Raw genomic sequence first — 15,625 nt, 5'->3', positions numbered from 1 at the left:
GTCACATACATGCCGAGGAGATGACTCGACGATGAGCCGCGCTCTACAGATCGCCAAGGTAGCCGACCGGGAGAAGACCGCGGGTCGTTTGCTGAAGTCTTCGGCTGAAAAGTTCTACGACCCGGACATCGACATCGACTGGGAAGCGCCGGTCGTCGACGGGCTGCACTACCACCCCGAGCACCGCATCTCGCTCTACGGCACCGAGATGTGGGCGCGGATGACTCCCGAGCAGCGCATCGAGCTGGGCAAGCACGAGATCGCCAGCATCGCCAGTACGGGCATCTTCTTCGAGGTCCTGCTCATGCAGATGCTGCTCAAGCAGGTCTACCGCAACGACCCGACCACCAACCACGTGCACTACCTGCTGACCGAGGTCGCCGACGAGTGTCGGCACTCGACGATGTTCGGCAAGGCGTGCAAGCGCTTCGGCGTGCCCGCCTACGGTCCGCGGGTGTGGGTCAAGCAGCTGGCCAAGATCCTGCCGGCGATCGGCCGCGGCCCGTCGACCTACGCCGCGATCCTGGTCGCCGAGGAGGTCCTCGACCGCATGCAGCGCGAGGCCACCGCCGACGAGACCATGCAGCCGCTGATCCGCATGGTCAACCGCATCCACGTCCTCGAAGAGGCCCGGCACGTGACCTTCGCGCGGGCCGAGGTGGCCAACGGCATGGCCGAGGCGGGCTGGTTCGCCAAGAAGTACCACCGGCTGCTGACCGCCGTGGTGTCCTACTTCGTCGCGCTGAGCCTGGTGAACCCGAAGGTCTACAAGGCCGTCGGCCTCGACCCGCGGGCCGCCCGCAAGGCCGCCCGGAACAACCCGCACTTCCAGGCCACGATGGCATACTGGGGCGAGCGGATCATGGGCTTCCTCCGCGAGGCCGACCTGGTCGGCGGACCCGGGATGGTGCTGTGGCGTCACTCGATGTTGCTCCCGCGATGACCTTCCACACCTCCGACGGCGTCCGGCTCAACGTCGTCGAGAGCGGGTCCGGCCCGGACACCCTCGTGCTGCTGCACGGCTGGGTGATGGACCACCGGTCCTGGGACCACGTCGCCGCCGAGACGCGCGGCGTGCGCGTCCTGCGGTACGACGCCCGCGGCCACGGCTCGTCCGGTGCCGCGCCGAAGTCGGCGGCGACCATCGACCGGCTCGCCGACGATCTCGCCGAGCTCATCACCCACCGCGCGCATGGCCGGGTCTTCCTCGCGGGACATTCGCTGGGCGGGATGACGATGATGGCGCTGGCCGACCGGCACCCGAAGCTGGTGGCCGAACGCGTCGCAGGGGTCGCGTTCGTCAACTCGGCTTCGGGTGGGCTCGCCGAGCTGACCTTCGGGCTGCCGAGGTGGGTCGCCGCGCCGATCTTGTTCATCGAGATGCTGGCGAACCTGCTGATCGTGCGGCTGCGTGGACGCAGGCTGCTGAGCCCGCGGCTGTGCGGGGTGAGCAGGCCGCTGGTGCGGTTCCTCGCGTTCGGCCGCAAGCCCGGCAAGGGGCACGTGGCCGCGGCGGCCGGCCAGCTCGGGGCGTGCAGCCCGTCCGGGATGGTGGCTTTCCGGGAGGAGTTGAAGTCGCACGAACGCGCGCACGCGCTGCGGGTGTTCAGCGACGTCCCGGCGATCGTGCTGGCGGGCGACCGTGATCGGCTGTGCACCCTGGAGCAGGCCCAGGCCATCACCGACGCGCTGCCCAAGGCCGATCTGGTGGTCTACCCGGGCGCCGGGCACATGCTGCCGTACGAGCGGACCGCGGAGGTCGTGTCGCACCTGTCGAGGCTGGTTGCTCACACGGGAGTTCTCACTAAAGCTACTGCGTAGTAGGTTAGGTGGGTGGCTGACTCTTTCCGCACCTCGGACGACCTCGACCTGCACGTCGTCGAAACCGGTCCACCGAACGCGCCGGTGACCGTGCTGCTGGCCCACGGCTGGACCAGCTCGCACGCCGTCTGGGACCACGTCGTGTCCGAACTGGGCCCGGACGTGCGGACGATTCGCTATGACCACCGGGGACACGGTCTGTCGACGCCCGCGCCGGTGGACGCGGCCACGATTGAGCACCTCGCCGACGACATGGCCGCACTGATCGAGGCGAGGGTGCCGTCCGGAAAGCTGGTGCTGGTCGGGCACTCGATGGGTGGCATGACGATGATGGCCCTCGGTGAACGCCACCCCGAGATCGCTCGACGGGTGAGCGCGGCCCTGTTCGTGTCCACGTCGTCGGGGCGGATGAGTGAGGTGACCTTCGGGCTGCCGAAGCCGCTGGTCAAGGCCTACGTGAAGCGCACCCAGCGACCCGCCGGGGCCAAGCCGTCGACGGCGCCGAGGCGTCCTCGCAAGCGCGCGGTCAAGGTGGAGGTGCCCGCGCCTGTGCAGCGCGCGCTCTCGTTGGCCTTGACTCGGTGGCTGGTGTTCGGCAGCCGGTTCCGGATGATCAATGTTCGCGCGACCGCCGATCACGCGGCCGCCGTACATCGTCGGACCGCGGCCCTGCTGCGTCGCAGTATCGGCAAGCATGATCGGGTGTCGGCTCTGGAGGCCTACTCGCATGCCGATGTGCGGGTGCTGGTCGGAGATCGCGACCGGCTCACACCGGTCGACCATGCTCGTGCGATCGCCGACGCCTTGCCGAACGCCCGGTTCGTGCTCTACCCGGCGGCGGGGCACATGCTTCCGTATGAGCGGGTTCGCGAACTCGCGACGCAGATCCGTCAGGCCGCCGCGACCTGATCGCCTGGGCGGGCACAAGCGGAGCCGATCTAGTGGGTGGGACTTGCGGGCGTCGGCCGGATCGGAGCCGACCGGCGGGTGTCCCATCCGTCCACGACCGGGCAACCCGAACTGGCGCTAGTGCCCGCAGTGCCGATGGGGTACCAGTTGCTGATCCGCCGCTACGAGAAGTCGTTCGCTGATCAGGTAGTCCGGTAGCTCATGCCGGTGTCCTTGTGGGGCGCCCCAGATCTCGGTGACCACCTCGTTCAGCGCCCGCTCCAGCTGGGTGAACGACGTAAGCCCCATGCACAGCCGGGTCTGCATCCGGTCGAGCGGCGCGGGTGAGGCGATGCCGGGGGTGAAGTACTCCCGGTAATACGCCGCCAACACCGTGCGGTGTCGAGGTTTCCGGCTGAGCAGCAACTCCACCCGCACCGCCGCGCCCGACAGGCCGAATGTCGTCGGCGGTCCGATGTGGACAGTCTCCGTGGTCGCCGGTGTGTCACTGACGATCAGTCGCACCCGGTAGCGGGAGTCCCACACGTGCAGCTCCGATTCCCCGTCCGGCAAGGGAAACGCGCACCGCTCGCCGACGGTGAACCTGCGGCTCTCGCCCGCCACGTACACCGCCAGCGGCGCCTGCTTGCTGTTGACCACCCACCAGCGCCCGTTCATGTGCCGCAGATAGGGCGCGTTGCAGCCGCGGGACAGGCGTTCGTCGGTGCCCGCGCTGAGGAAGTCGCGGTCCAGCGCCAGCTGTTCGTCCGGCGACAGCGGGCGTGGTTCGGGCAAGCAGTGGTAGTCGACCGTCAGACAGGCCGTTGATATCTCAGACACCTCACGCACCTCAAATGACGTCGGCGACGACCACCGTCACGTTGTCGTGCGCGCCGGCGTCGCATGCGAGCTTCACCAACGTGGACGCGCAAGTCTCCGGGTCCGTTGCCCGCAGGTCCGCCAAGATCGGTCCCAGGTCCTCGCCGAGGGCGTCGGTCAGGCCATCGGTGCACAGGACGTAGCGCTCGCCGAGGACCGCCGGACGCGACCACGTCTCCGGTTCCACCTCGGTGTCCAGGCCCACCGCTCGCACCAGGGCCGCGCCCTTCGGGTGCCGCTGCGCCTGTTCCGGGGTCAGGTGCCCGGCCGCGAGCAGTTCGGCGGCCAGGCTGTGCGGCCAGGTGATGCGCTCGGACTCCACGAACGTCACGCTGTCGCCGACGTGGGCGCCCAGGACGTGGCCGTCCCACAGCACCGCGATCTCCAGGGTCGTGGCCATCCCGGTGGTCGCCGGGTCCTTGGCCGCCCGCGCCCGAACGGCTTCGTTGGCCCGTCGAGCCGCCGTGGCCGGGTCCACGAGAGGGCCCGCCGCCACGACCGCGTCGACCGCGAGCCGGGACGCCACCTCGCCCGCCGGGGCCCCGCCGACGCCGTCGGCGACGACGATCAGCGGGCCGTCCGCGTGGAACGAGTCCTGGTTGTTGGTCCGTCCGCCGAGCACACTGGCGCCCGCTACCCGCATCCTCATGAATCCACCGTGCCGCATCTCGCGCGAAGTCAGCAGGGGGAGAGCTCTCCCCGCCCGGTCAGTCGTGCGGCTGGAGCGGGAAGCCGCCGCCGATGCCGCGCCACGCCAGGTTGGAGATCAGCGCGATCGCCTCTTCCTTCGGCATCGCCCGGTTGTCCTCCAGCCACGCGCGGGCCGCCACCTGGCTGACCCCCACCAGTCCGACCGCGAGCAGGCGCGCGCGGTGCACGTCCAAGCCCGCGTCGGCGGTGATGGTGGCGGTGATGGCGTCGACGCTGGCCGTGGTGGCCCGGTCGATGGCGTCGCTGACCAGCGGCTCACCGCGCAGGTCGGACTCGAACACGAGCCGGAACGCCTGGCTCTCGCCGTCGACGAAGTCGAAGTACGCGCCGACGGCGTTGCGCACCCGGACCTTGTTGTCCGTGGTGGAGTCCATCGCGGCGTTGACCCGGCGGATCAGCTCGTCGACGTGCTTCTCCAGCAGCGCCATGTACAGCTCGAGCTTGCCAGGGAAGTGCTGGTAGAGGACCGGCTTGCTGACCCCGGCGCGCTCGGCGATCTCGTCCATCCCGGCGGCGTGGTAGCCGTTGGCCGCGAACACGTCCTGGGCGGCGGCCAGCAGCTGTGCCCGGCGCGCGGTCCGCGGGAGCCTGGCCCCCCGGCCGACCCCGTTCTGCTGAATCGTCTCAGACATTCAAGTCTCCACCCTCGGTTGTGCCTACGGGTCGGGATCGCCAACCCGCGACGGGTGGTTCGACCGTACTACTCGGTAACCCCATTCGGGTTCAGTGTCCAGCCATCCGGACAGCCCGTCCAGTATCGGACGTGACGCAGGTCTCACCCAAGCGAGGGCCTGAATCAGGCTGCACACTGGTCAGGTGTCCCTTTCCACCACTTTCCGCGCGCCGCTCACCAGGGTTCCGCTGTCGGAGACGCCGCTGCCGCCCGTGGACCTGTCCAGCCCGGCGTGGCCCGGGGAGGAGATCACCTCCGGCGGCCACACCCTGCACGTGCGGCGCACGCCCGGCTCGGGCGACGTGACGGCCGTCTACGTGCACGGCCTCGGTGGCTCCGCGATGAACTGGACCGACCTGGCCGGGCAGCTCAGCGGGCAGGCGCCGGGGCTGTCGGTGGACCTGCCCGGCTTCGGGCGGACCTCCCCCGCCGAGGCTTTCCCGTACACCCTCGAAGCCCACGCCGACACGGTCGCCGAGTGGCTGCGCGGCCTCGACCTGGGCCGAGTGCACCTGTTGGGCAACTCGATGGGCGGGGCGATCTCGATGGTGCTCGCCGCCCGCCACCCGGACCTACTGCGCACCCTGACGCTGATCTCCCCGGCCGTGCCCGACCTGCGGCCCAGCGTCAACCGCATGTCCGACCCGCGCATGGCCCTGGCGTTGCTCCCGGTCATCGGCCCGTCCATGCGCAAGCAGCTGTCCCGGCTCACCCCGCGCCAGCGCGCCCAGCAGTTGCTCGCCCTGTGCTTCGCCGACCCGAGCCTGGTCACGCCGGAGCGCCTGGACGAGGCCGCCCACGAGTTCGCCGAGCGGGCGAAGCTCGCCTGGGCGAACCCGGCGCTCGCCCGCAGCACAGTCGGGCTGATCCGCGCGTGGATGGTCCCGCGAACCCGCTCCCTGTGGTCGCTCGCGCCCAAGATCACCACGCCGACGCTGGTCGTGTGGGGTACCGAGGACAAGTTGGTGACCGTCCGCAAGGCGCCCCGCATCACCCGGCTGCTGCCGCACGCGCGGCTGCTGGTGCTGCCCAGGGTGGGTCATGTCGCCCAAATGGAGCGTCCCGTCACCGTTGCCCGTGCGGTATTGGGCCTGTGGGAAACCGCCGCACAGGGTGACTGGTAGCCCACGGTGCGCTGCTCCGACTCGGTGATGTGGCACCCTGGATGCCGTGAGCGACACCTCCCAACGTGAGCGCGACACGCGCACCGGGGATTCGCGTCGCCCGCAGGAGCGCCGCACCTCGGGTGAACCGCTGGCCGCGTCCTGGGCACCGAAGCCACCGCCTTGCCGCCGTCCCGCGAGGTCAAGGGGCGCGCGCGGCATCCTCGCCACCTACGGCTGGCGCGTCTACGCCCTGCCCGTCCTGCTCGCGGTGACCACGCTCGTCGCCGTCCAGACGGCGGGCGACCAGGTCCCCGACACCGCGGCCGCGGCGAACGCCGAGGCCGTCGTCGGCCCCGGCCCGACGGAGGAGACCTCCCTTCCGCCCGACGTGCGGGAGACCCCGCCCACTCCCGTCGACGTCAACATCCCGTCGGCGGAGCTGCCCAACGGCGGCGCGTACACCCAGACCGGCGCGGGCAAGTGGCATGTCGTGCCCGGCGAGACGGCCAAGGTCGGCGCCGGCGCGAAGTTCTTCACCTACACCGTCGAGATCGAGGACGGGATCGACGCGACGTCGTTCGGCGGCGACGACGCGTTCGCCAAGCTCGTCGACCAGACCCTCGCCGACCCGCGCGGCTGGACCGCGGGCGGGCAGATCTCGGTGCAGCGGGTCTCGGCGAACTTCCCGAACCCGACCATCCGGATCAGCCTGACCAGCCCGGACACCGCGCACCGGCCCGACATGTGCGGCTACTCGATCAAGTACGAGTCCTCGTGCTGGCGCGGCACCGAGAAGCGGCTGATGATCAACCTCGCCCGCTGGGTGCGCGGCGCGGTGGCCTTCGGCGGCGACATGCTGACCTACCGGCAGTACGCCATCAACCATGAGATCGGCCACGCCTTCCGCAACGGCCACGTCGGCTGCGCCCAGGAGGGCGCGCTCGCGCCGGTGATGATGCAGCAGAGCTTCGGGGTGGCGAACAACTACGTCGCCCAGCTCAACCGGGCTGTCGGCCTGCGTGACACGGTCAAGGAGGACGGCCTCACGTGCAAGCCGAACGCGTGGCCTAACCCGACGGCCAAGCCCTCGGGCTGATTCCCGCATGCTGGAACCCGGGGAAGCGCGGGTGGGATTCCGGCGTTGCAACGGACGACAATCGGGATAGACCCGTGGTCCGTGAGGGCCGCACCTAGGAGGGACCCTGATGCCAGGCACTTTGCCGCCGCTCGTCGAGCCGGCGCAGGAGCTGACCAAAGAAGAGGTCGAGCGGTACAGCCGCCACCTCATCATCCCCGACGTCGGCATGGCCGGGCAGAAGCGGCTGAAGAACGCCAAGGTCCTGGTCGTCGGCGCGGGCGGCCTCGGCAGCCCCGCGCTGCTGTACCTGGCCGCGGCCGGGGTCGGCACGCTCGGCATCGTCGACTTCGACGTGGTCGACGAGTCCAACCTGCAGCGCCAGGTCATCCACGGCGTCTCAGACGTGGGCAAGCCCAAGGCCCAGTCGGCCAAGGAGTCGATCGCCGAGATCAACCCGCTGGTCAACGTGATCCTGCACCAGGAGCACCTGAACTCGACCAACGCGCTGGACATCTTCGAGCCCTACGACCTGATCCTCGACGGCACCGACAACTTCGCCACCCGCTACCTGGTGAACGACGCCGCGGTGCTGCTGGGCAAGCCGTACGTCTGGGGTTCGATCTTCCGCTTCGAGGGCCAGGTGAGCGTCTTCTGGGAGGACGCCCCCAACGGCCAGGGCCTCAACTACCGCGACCTCTACCCCGAGCCCCCGCCGCCCGGCATGGTCCCGTCGTGCGCCGAGGGCGGCGTGCTGGGCGTGCTCTGCGCGTCGATCGGCTCGATCATGGTGACCGAGGCGATCAAGCTGCTCACCGGCATCGGCGACCCGCTGCTGGGCAGGCTGATGGTCTACGACGCGCTGGACATGACCTACCGGACCATCAAGATCCGCAAGGACCCGGAGACCAAGCCGATCGAGGGCCTGATCGACTACGAGGCCTTCTGCGGCGTGGTGACCGAGGACGCGCAGAACGCGGCGGCCGGGAACACGATCACCCCCCGCGAGCTCAAGGAGAAGTTCGACAAGGGCGAGGACTTCGCCCTGATCGACGTCCGCGAGCCGCACGAGTACGAGATCGTCAAGATCCCGGGCGCGGTCCTGATCCCGAAGGACCGCATCCTCTCGGGCGAGGCGCTGGCGGAGTTGCCGCAGGACAAGCCCATCGTCCTGCACTGCAAGTCGGGGGTCCGCTCGGCCGAGGCGCTGGCCGCGCTGCACAAGGCGGGCTTCGCCGACGCGGTGCACGTCGGCGGCGGCGTGCTGGGCTGGGCGCGGGATATCGACACCAGCCTGCCGACGTACTGAACCAATGAAGCTCGGCACGCCACAGTGTCGATGAGCCGCGGGGAGGCGGAGTCCGGGTAGCGTGCGCGCCCGTGAGTACTCCGCCTCCCCAGCACGTCCGGGCCGCCTTCGGGGCCAAGAACGCGGAGCCCGTGCTGATCGAACACGGGCCGGTCTGGCGGTGTGACGACGTCGCGCTGCGCCCGGCGGCGAGTCCGGCCGAGGCCTCCTGGGTGGCGCAGACCCTGGGCGACCTCGATGTCCCGGACCTGCGGATCGCGCAGCCGATCCGGTCCAGCGACGGCCGCTACGTCGTCGGCGGCTGGGTGGGGTTCCGGTTCATCGACGGCCGGGCGGAGCCGCGCTACGACGAGGTGGTCGCCGCCTCCATGCGCCTGCACAAGGCGACCGCGGACCTGCCCAGGCCGCGGTTCCTGAACCTGCGCACCGATGTGTTCGCGCTCGCCGACCGGGCGGCGTGGAACGAGGAGCAGGCGCCGCTCGACCCGGATCTGGGCGGCAAGCTGTTCGACAAGTTCGCCCCGTCCCGGGAGAAGATCCAGGCCCGCCCCCAGGTCGTCCACGGCGACCTGTTCGGCAACGTCCTGTTCGCCGGGGACGCGGCGCCCGGGATCATCGACTTCAGCGCGTTCCACCGGCCCGTCGAGTGGGCGGCCGCGGTGGTCGTGGTCGACGCGATGGCGTGGGGCGGCGCCGACGACGGCATCGCGCAGCGCTGGTCACACCTGCCGGACTGGCCGCAGTCGCTGCTGCACGCCTTACTCTTCCGGCTGGCCGTCCACGCCCTGCACCCCAAATCCACCACTCGGTCGATGCGCGGCCTGGAACGTGCCGCGCACCGGATCGCCGATTTCCTTTAGGCCGCGCGGCCCCGCACCTAAGGGGACCGTGACGACACCTGACCACGGCTAACGCCAAATCCGCAGCATCACAGCCGCAGGTGACCAATCGTCAAAAATTTCGGGGTGGCGGGCAGTGTGGCGTTGGTCGCTTCTCACGGCCGAAAACAGGCCGCTGGGCAGGCAAGTTGTCCTGCCTGAAACATTGCCGCATCTTGAGGTAACACCGCGTCCTTAACGTCTGGATCGACCCACAAAGCCGATCCGGGAGCCCGGGATGACGCAACTGGCCGCGCCCGCAGTCGACACGCACTGCCCGTACTGCGCCCTGCAGTGCGGTATGCGGCTGACCGGCGCCCGCGTCGAGCCGCGCCAGTTCCCGACCAACGGCGGCGGGCTGTGCCAGAAGGGCTGGACGGCCGGGTCGCTGCTGACGTCGGCCTCGCGGCTGACCACCCCGCTCGTGCGGGTGGACGGCGAACTGCGCCCGGCGAGCTGGGACACCGCGCTCGACCTGGTCGCGGCGAAGATCAAGAACTTGCAGGCCGCGCACGGGGTCGACTCGATCGCCGTGTTCGGCGGCGGCGGGCTCACGAACGAGAAGTCCTACCAGCTCGGCAAGTTCGCCCGGGTCGCGCTGGGCACCTCGCAGATCGACTACAACGGCCGGTTCTGCATGTCGTCGGCCGCCGCCGCGGGCATCCGCGCGTTCGGCCTCGATCGCGGGATGCCGTTCCCGGTCACTGACGTCGGCGCGGCCGACGCGGTGCTGCTCGTCGGCGCCAACCCGGCCGAGACGATGCCGCCGTTCATCCAGCACCTGTCCAACGCGGCGCGCTCCGGCGGTCTCATCGTCGTCGACCCGCGGCGCACGCCGACCGCCGAGCAGGCCACGCTGCACCTGCAGCCCCGCCCGGGCACCGACCTGGCGCTGGCCCTGGGCATCCTGCACGCCGTCGTCGCCGACGGGCACCTGCGCCACGACTACGTCGCCGAGCGCACCACCGGCTTCGACGCCGCCTGGCGCGTCGCCGCCGCATGGTGGCCCGAGCGGGTCGAGCGGGTCACCGGCGTCGCAGCGTCCGACCAGCGCCGCGCCGCGGCCATCCTGGCGGCCGCGAGCAAGGCCTACGTGCTCACCGCGCGCGGCACCGAGCAGCACGCCCGCGGGACCGACATGGTGGGCGCCTGGATCAACCTGGCGATGTCGCTGGGCCTGCCCGGCACACCGGGCTCCGGCTACGGCTGCCTCACCGGCCAGGGCAACGGCCAGGGCGGGCGCGAGCACGGCCAGAAGGCCGACCAGCTCCCCGGGTACCGCAAGATCGACGACCCGGCCGCCCGCGCGCACGTCGCCGGGGTCTGGGGCGTGGACCCCGACTCGCTGCCCGGCCCCGGCCGCTCGGCCTACGAGCTGCTCGACGCGCTCGGCACCGAGGACGGCCCGAAGGCGCTGATGGTGTTCGGCAGCAACGTGATCGTCTCCGCGCCGAGCGCGGGATCGGTCGGCGACCGGCTGTCCTCTTTGGACCTCCTGGTGGTGGCCGACTTCGTTCTGTCGGAGACCGCCGCGCAGGCCGACGTCGTCCTCCCGGTGACCCAGTGGGCCGAGGAGGACGGGACCATGACCAACCTCGAAGGCCGGGTCCTGCTGCGCACCAAGGCCCTTTCCGCTCCCGACGGCGTCCGCAGCGACCTGGAGGTCCTGCGGGAGTTGGCGATCCGCCTGGGGCAGCCGCAAGAGCGGTTCCCGGTCGAGCCCGAGACCGTGTTCGCCGAACTGCGCCGCGCGTCGGCCGGGGGAGTGGCCGACTACGCCGGGGTCAGCTACGACCGGCTGCGCGCGGGCGAGGCACTGCACTGGCCGGTGCCGTCGGAAGACCACCCCGGCACGCCGAGGGTGTTCCTGGACCGCTTCAACACCCCCGACGGCCGGGCCCGCTTCGCCGCGGTCGACCACACCGGCCCCGCCGAGCCGATCGACGACGACTACCCGCTGCTGGCCACGACCGGCCGCGTGCTGCAGCACTACCAGTCCGGCGCGCAGACCCGCCTGGTTGACGAACTGCTCAACGCGGTGCCGGAAGTCTTCATCGAGGTTCACCCGGACACCGCTGAGCGAGCGGGTCTCGCGGAGGGTGTGTTGGCCCGAGTCGTGTCCCGCCGAGGCGAGATGCGGGCGCGGGTGCGGCACGTGTCGTCCATGCGCACCGACACGGTGTTCCTGCCGTTCCACTTCCCCGGCGAGCAACGCGCCAACCTGCTGACCAACCCCGCGCTGGATCCCACCAGCCGAATGCCCGAGTTCAAGGTCTGTGCCGTCCGACTGGAGGTCTCATGAACGCGCGACGGGTTGTCGTCGTCGGATACGGGATGGCGGGGTCGCGGCTCGCGGAGGAGATCCGCCGCCGGGACCGCGACGGGGAGCGCACCTCGGTCACGGTGATCGGCGCCGAGCCGCACCCGGCCTACAACCGGGTCCTGCTCTCGGCCGTCGTCGCCGGAACCATGACCCCGGAGTCCACCCGGCTGCATGACGCGGGCTGGGCCGCCGAGCACAACGTGGACCTGCGCCTGGGTGTGTCGGTCACGTCGATCGACCGCGACGGCCGCCGGGTCGCGCTCGACGATGGGTCCACTGTGGACTACGACACGCTGGTGCTGGCCACCGGCAGCCAGGCCTGGGTCCCGCCGACCGAGGGCCTGCAGACCGAGGACGGCTCGCTGGCGCCGGGTGTCGCCACGTTCCGCGACCTCGACGACTGCGCCGCGATCCTCGAACACGCCCGTCCCGGCGCCCCCGTCGCCGTGCTGGGCGGCGGTCTGCTCGGTCTGGAAGCCGCGCGTGGCCTGGCGGGCCGCGGCGCGCTGGTGACCGTCGTGCATCCCGTGGGACACCTCATGGAACGCCAGCTCGACCCGGCAGGCGGCGGCGTCCTCGCCCGCACGCTGGGCGAGATGGGCATCGAGTTCCGGCTCGGCCGCTTCGCCGCCCGCTACGTGCAGGGCGACGGGCTCAAGCTCGACGACGGCAGCCACGTCCCGGCCGACCTCGTGGTCGTCTCCGCCGGTGTGCGGGCTGACACCGCGCTCGCCGAGTCGATCGGCCTGACCGTCGACCGCGGCGTCGTCGTCGACGACTCGCTGCGCACCAGCGACCACCGCATCCACGCCATCGGCGACTGCGCCAACCACCCGATGACCATCTCGGGTCTCGTGCAGCCCGCGTGGGAGCAGGCCGAAGTGTTGGCGGACCTGCTTACGGGCGTCGACCCGGCCGCTCGTTATCGGGGAACGCCGGTGGTGACCCGACTCAAGGCCAAGGGTGTCGACCTCGCCGCGCTCGGCGACGTGCACGCCGAAGTGGACGGTGACGCGGAAGTCCTGTGCCTGCAGGACCCCGTGCGCGGCCGCTACGCCAAGCTCGTCATCCGTGACGACCGGGTGACCGGCGCCATCGTGCTGGGTTCCCCGGACGCGGCGGCCACCATCACCCAGCTCTACGACGCGAAGACTCCCGCACCCACCGACCGGCTGGGTCTGTTGCTGGGCCGGGCTTTGTCGTCCGCCGGTCCGGTGGCGCACAGTCCCGCGGACCTGCCCGCGTCCTCTGTGGTCTGTCGCTGCAACACGGTGACAAAGGGACAGTTGGTCAAGGCGTGGCGTGGCGGCGCTGCCACGGTTCCCGAGCTGGCCACGGCGACTCGGGCGACCACTGGCTGTGGTTCTTGCACGGACGCGGTTTGCGGAATCGTCGACTGGTTGGCCAGGGCCTGACCTCACAGGCCGGTTCACCCAAACGTGCGGACATCGTGCCTTCGGTGTCATCGCCTGGCACATAAGCGAAATTTCCCGCCCGTAGCTTCTGCCGCAACGGCAGTACGAGGAGGACATCCATGAGTGTGGTAGCCGAGTCCCCGCCCACAAGCGAGCAGAAGACCAAGTCCCGCGGCGGACGCTGGATCGACCACTGGGAGCCCGAGAACGAGGAGTTCTGGGAGAAGACCGGCAAGCCCATCGCGCGCCGGAACCTGATCTTCTCGATCTTCGCCGAGAACCTCGGCTTCTCGATCTGGGTGCTGTGGTCCGTCGTCGTGCTCAACCTGTCGAACGCCGGTTTCGGTGGCGGCACACCGTTCGCGGCGAGCGAGCTGTTCTGGCTGACGGCCCTGCCGAACCTGGTCGGCGCGACGCTGCGCATCCCGTACACCTTCGCGGTGCCGAAGTTCGGCGGCCGCCTGTGGACGACGATCAGCGCGGCCCTGCTGCTGATCCCCACCACGGCGCTCGCCGCCATGGTCCACTTCGACTACGTGCGCAACCAGTCGCATGACACGCAGTTCACCATCCTGCTGATCGTGGCGGCGCTCGCCGGCGTCGGCGGTGGCAACTTCTCGTCGTCGATGGCGAACATCTCGTTCTTCTACCCGGAGAAGCGCAAGGGCCTCGCGCTCGGCCTCAACGCCGCGGGCGGCAACCTCGGCGTCGCAACGGTCCAGCTGCTGACCCCGCTGGTCGTCATCATCGGTGTGCCGTACTCCATCGCCAAGAACCCGGTCCACCCGGTGCACCTGGCCTACGCGGGCATCATGTGGATGCCGTTCATCATCGCCGCCGTCGTCTGCGCCTGGTTCTTCATGGACAGCCTCACGATGGCCAAGGCCGACACCAAGTCCTACCTGACCTGCCTCAAGCAGTCGCAGACCTGGGTCATGTCGATCCTCTACATCGGCACCTTCGGCTCGTTCATCGGCTTCTCGTTCGCGCTGCCGCTGGTGATCAAGCTGACATTCCCGGAGTTCCTGATCCAGAACCCGTTCATCGGGACCTACCTGGCGGGCCTTGGGTTCCTGGGCGCGCTGATCGGCTCGGTCACCCGGCCGTTCGGCGGCTGGCTGTCCGACCGCGTCGGCGGCGCGAAGGTCACCCTGTGGGTGTTTGTCGCGATGGCCGCGTTCACCATGCTGGCGATGTACGGGGTCAACCAGCGCAGCTTCCCGCTGTTCTTCTCCTCCTACATGGTGATCTTCGCCCTCTCCGGTGCGGGCAACGGCTCGACCTACCGGATGATCCCGGTGATCTTCGGCGCGCTGGGCCGCAAGGAGCACGCGGAGAAGGGCGGCGACGTCGACGCCACGCTGCTGAGCTTCAAGCGACAGTCGGCGGCGGTCATCGGCATCGCCGGTGCGATCGGCGCCTTCGGCGGGTTCCTCATCCAGCAGATCTTCCGGCTGGCGAGCGTCCCGGTCAGCAGCGCGGTGGCGAGCGCGAAGACCCTGGAGGCCAAGGCCGAGGCCGCCGCGGCCAACGCCACCTGGTCCACCTCGGCCCTGGGTGTCTTCATCGTCGCCTACGTCGTCTTCGGCGCGATGACCTGGTTCTTCTACCTGCGCAAGACGTCGGAGACCTCGCGGGTGCCGAGCCTGGCCTACGCGGGAGTCTGAGACAGGGGAAAGCCGGATGGCCCGCACTCGCCGTGCGGGCCATCCGGCTTTTCAGGCCCGGTGTGCCTTCGCCGCGGCGAAGCAGTAGACGCCGAACGCGGCCAAGCCCAGCGCGATCAGGGTCAGCAGCACCGCCCCATAGGGCTGGTCCGAAACGGTGTGCAGCGCCTTATCCATCCCGCCGGACTCCTTCGGGTCGGCGGTGACCGCCGCCAGGCCGACGAGCACGCTGATCACCCCGTACGCCACGCCCTTGCCGATCCAGCCGACACGGCCGATGCGCTTCACCCACTGCTGCGAGCCGTCCGGCAGCTCTGACATGTCGAGGTCCTTGGTGAAGGACCGCTTGACGCCCTTGTGGAAGATCACCGCCGCGGTCACCAGGATGCCGATCGCGACCGCGCCGACCAGCAACTGACCGAACGGAAGCGCGAGCACACGCGCGGTGAGCTCCTGCTGCTCACCGGTGGTGTTGGTGCCGCCCTTGCCGGTGACGATCTTGATGGCCCCGACGCCGATCAGCGTGGCGGTGATGGCCCGCGCGGCCGCGCCCACCCGTTTGCCCACGCGCTTGCGCTTCTCGGAGACGTATCGGAATCCCGAGGCCGCTTCGGCGAACTGCCACAGGGCGAAGAGGAACAGGCCGATCGCCAAGGTCCAGAGCAGGATCGGGCCGATGGTGGTCGACGCGATCTCGGCCAACGCGCCCTTGGAGTCGGACTGGGCGCCGTCGCCGAAGACAATCTGCAGGGCCAGCCAGGCGACCAGGACGTGCACCGCTCCGTAAAAGAGCATCCCCACTCGCCCGAGCACCTGCACCGCGTTGTTGGTTCTGACTGAATCGGCAGGGTTATCCACGCCGAAGTAGTACCCAGTTGGG

At 70.1% G+C, this 15,625-nt stretch carries 14 protein-coding genes; 10 read left to right on the top strand and 4 right to left on the bottom strand.

Going from position 1 to position 15,625, the window contains the following annotated elements:
* Window positions 1–31 precede the first annotated feature (31 nt).
* Genes ACUZ2Y_RS14715 through ACUZ2Y_RS14705 form a run of 3 tightly spaced genes read left to right on the top strand, consistent with a single transcriptional unit; the run spans window position 32 to window position 2,730 of the window.
* The gene (locus ACUZ2Y_RS14715) at window positions 32–943 is read left to right on the top strand and encodes an AurF N-oxygenase family protein (RefSeq protein ID WP_476331285.1); all 912 of its coding nucleotides are present in this window, start codon (window positions 32–34) and stop codon (window positions 941–943) included.
* Window positions 940–1,821 carry an alpha/beta fold hydrolase gene (locus ACUZ2Y_RS14710; protein WP_476331283.1) on the top strand — a complete coding sequence of 294 codons (882 nt, stop codon included), beginning with the start codon at window positions 940–942 and terminating at the stop codon, window positions 1,819–1,821. The genes ACUZ2Y_RS14715 and ACUZ2Y_RS14710 overlap by 4 nt, the downstream gene beginning before the upstream one ends.
* Window positions 1,822–1,833: 12 nt before the next feature.
* Window positions 1,834–2,730 carry an alpha/beta fold hydrolase gene (locus tag ACUZ2Y_RS14705; protein WP_476331280.1) on the top strand — a complete coding sequence of 299 codons (897 nt, stop codon included), beginning with the start codon at window positions 1,834–1,836 and terminating at the stop codon, window positions 2,728–2,730.
* Between the two features lie 117 nt (window positions 2,731–2,847).
* On the opposite strand, the gene ACUZ2Y_RS14700 is transcribed toward ACUZ2Y_RS14705, so the two are convergent.
* The 3 genes from ACUZ2Y_RS14700 to ACUZ2Y_RS14690 are packed head-to-tail and all read right to left on the bottom strand — an operon-like array spanning window position 2,848 to window position 4,931.
* Window positions 2,848–3,549 carry a hypothetical protein gene (locus ACUZ2Y_RS14700; protein ID WP_476331277.1) on the bottom strand — a complete coding sequence of 234 codons (702 nt, stop codon included), beginning with the start codon at window positions 3,547–3,549 and terminating at the stop codon, window positions 2,848–2,850.
* Between the two features lie 10 nt (window positions 3,550–3,559).
* Window positions 3,560–4,237, bottom strand: coding sequence for a PP2C family protein-serine/threonine phosphatase (locus ACUZ2Y_RS14695; protein ID WP_476331274.1), 678 nt, complete (start codon window positions 4,235–4,237; stop codon window positions 3,560–3,562).
* 58 nt (window positions 4,238–4,295) lie between these two features.
* Window positions 4,296–4,931 (bottom strand): TetR/AcrR family transcriptional regulator, encoded by a 636-nt coding sequence (locus ACUZ2Y_RS14690; protein WP_476331271.1) that lies wholly within the window; start codon window positions 4,929–4,931, stop codon window positions 4,296–4,298.
* A gap of 184 nt (window positions 4,932–5,115) precedes the next feature.
* Here ACUZ2Y_RS14690 and ACUZ2Y_RS14685 point away from each other — a divergent pair, with 184 nt between their 5' ends.
* The 7 genes from ACUZ2Y_RS14685 (at window position 5,116) to ACUZ2Y_RS14655 (ending at window position 14,745) form a co-directional block, all read left to right on the top strand.
* Complete coding sequence (locus ACUZ2Y_RS14685; RefSeq protein WP_476331268.1) at window positions 5,116–6,096, top strand: alpha/beta fold hydrolase; 981 nt, start codon at window positions 5,116–5,118, stop codon at window positions 6,094–6,096.
* A 46-nt stretch (window positions 6,097–6,142) separates the two neighbouring features.
* Window positions 6,143–7,174 (top strand): DUF3152 domain-containing protein, encoded by a 1,032-nt coding sequence (locus tag ACUZ2Y_RS14680; protein WP_476331265.1) that lies wholly within the window; start codon window positions 6,143–6,145, stop codon window positions 7,172–7,174.
* A 109-nt stretch (window positions 7,175–7,283) separates the two neighbouring features.
* On the top strand, window positions 7,284–8,462 hold the full coding sequence (gene moeZ / locus ACUZ2Y_RS14675; RefSeq protein ID WP_476331262.1) for an adenylyltransferase/sulfurtransferase MoeZ: 1,179 nt from the start codon (window positions 7,284–7,286) through the stop codon (window positions 8,460–8,462).
* A 71-nt stretch (window positions 8,463–8,533) separates the two neighbouring features.
* Window positions 8,534–9,322 (top strand): TIGR02569 family protein, encoded by a 789-nt coding sequence (locus ACUZ2Y_RS14670; RefSeq protein WP_476331259.1) that lies wholly within the window; start codon window positions 8,534–8,536, stop codon window positions 9,320–9,322.
* 256 nt (window positions 9,323–9,578) lie between these two features.
* On the top strand, window positions 9,579–11,642 hold the full coding sequence (locus ACUZ2Y_RS14665) for a molybdopterin oxidoreductase family protein (RefSeq protein WP_476331256.1): 2,064 nt from the start codon (window positions 9,579–9,581) through the stop codon (window positions 11,640–11,642).
* Entirely contained in the window at window positions 11,639–13,078 is a 1,440-nt protein-coding gene (locus tag ACUZ2Y_RS14660; RefSeq protein ID WP_476331253.1) for an FAD-dependent oxidoreductase, read from the top strand. The genes ACUZ2Y_RS14665 and ACUZ2Y_RS14660 overlap by 4 nt, the downstream gene beginning before the upstream one ends.
* A 119-nt stretch (window positions 13,079–13,197) precedes the next feature.
* On the top strand, window positions 13,198–14,745 hold the full coding sequence (locus ACUZ2Y_RS14655) for an MFS transporter (protein ID WP_476331250.1): 1,548 nt from the start codon (window positions 13,198–13,200) through the stop codon (window positions 14,743–14,745).
* 51 nt (window positions 14,746–14,796) lie between these two features.
* On the opposite strand, the gene ACUZ2Y_RS14650 is transcribed toward ACUZ2Y_RS14655, so the two are convergent.
* Window positions 14,797–15,540 carry a DUF1206 domain-containing protein gene (locus ACUZ2Y_RS14650; RefSeq protein ID WP_476331247.1) on the bottom strand — a complete coding sequence of 248 codons (744 nt, stop codon included), beginning with the start codon at window positions 15,538–15,540 and terminating at the stop codon, window positions 14,797–14,799.
* Window positions 15,541–15,625: the final 85 nt, after the last annotated feature.

It is taken from the genome of Actinokineospora sp. UV203 (genome assembly GCF_056323665.1).
This window is presented reverse-complemented; position numbering and strand designations above follow the sequence as displayed.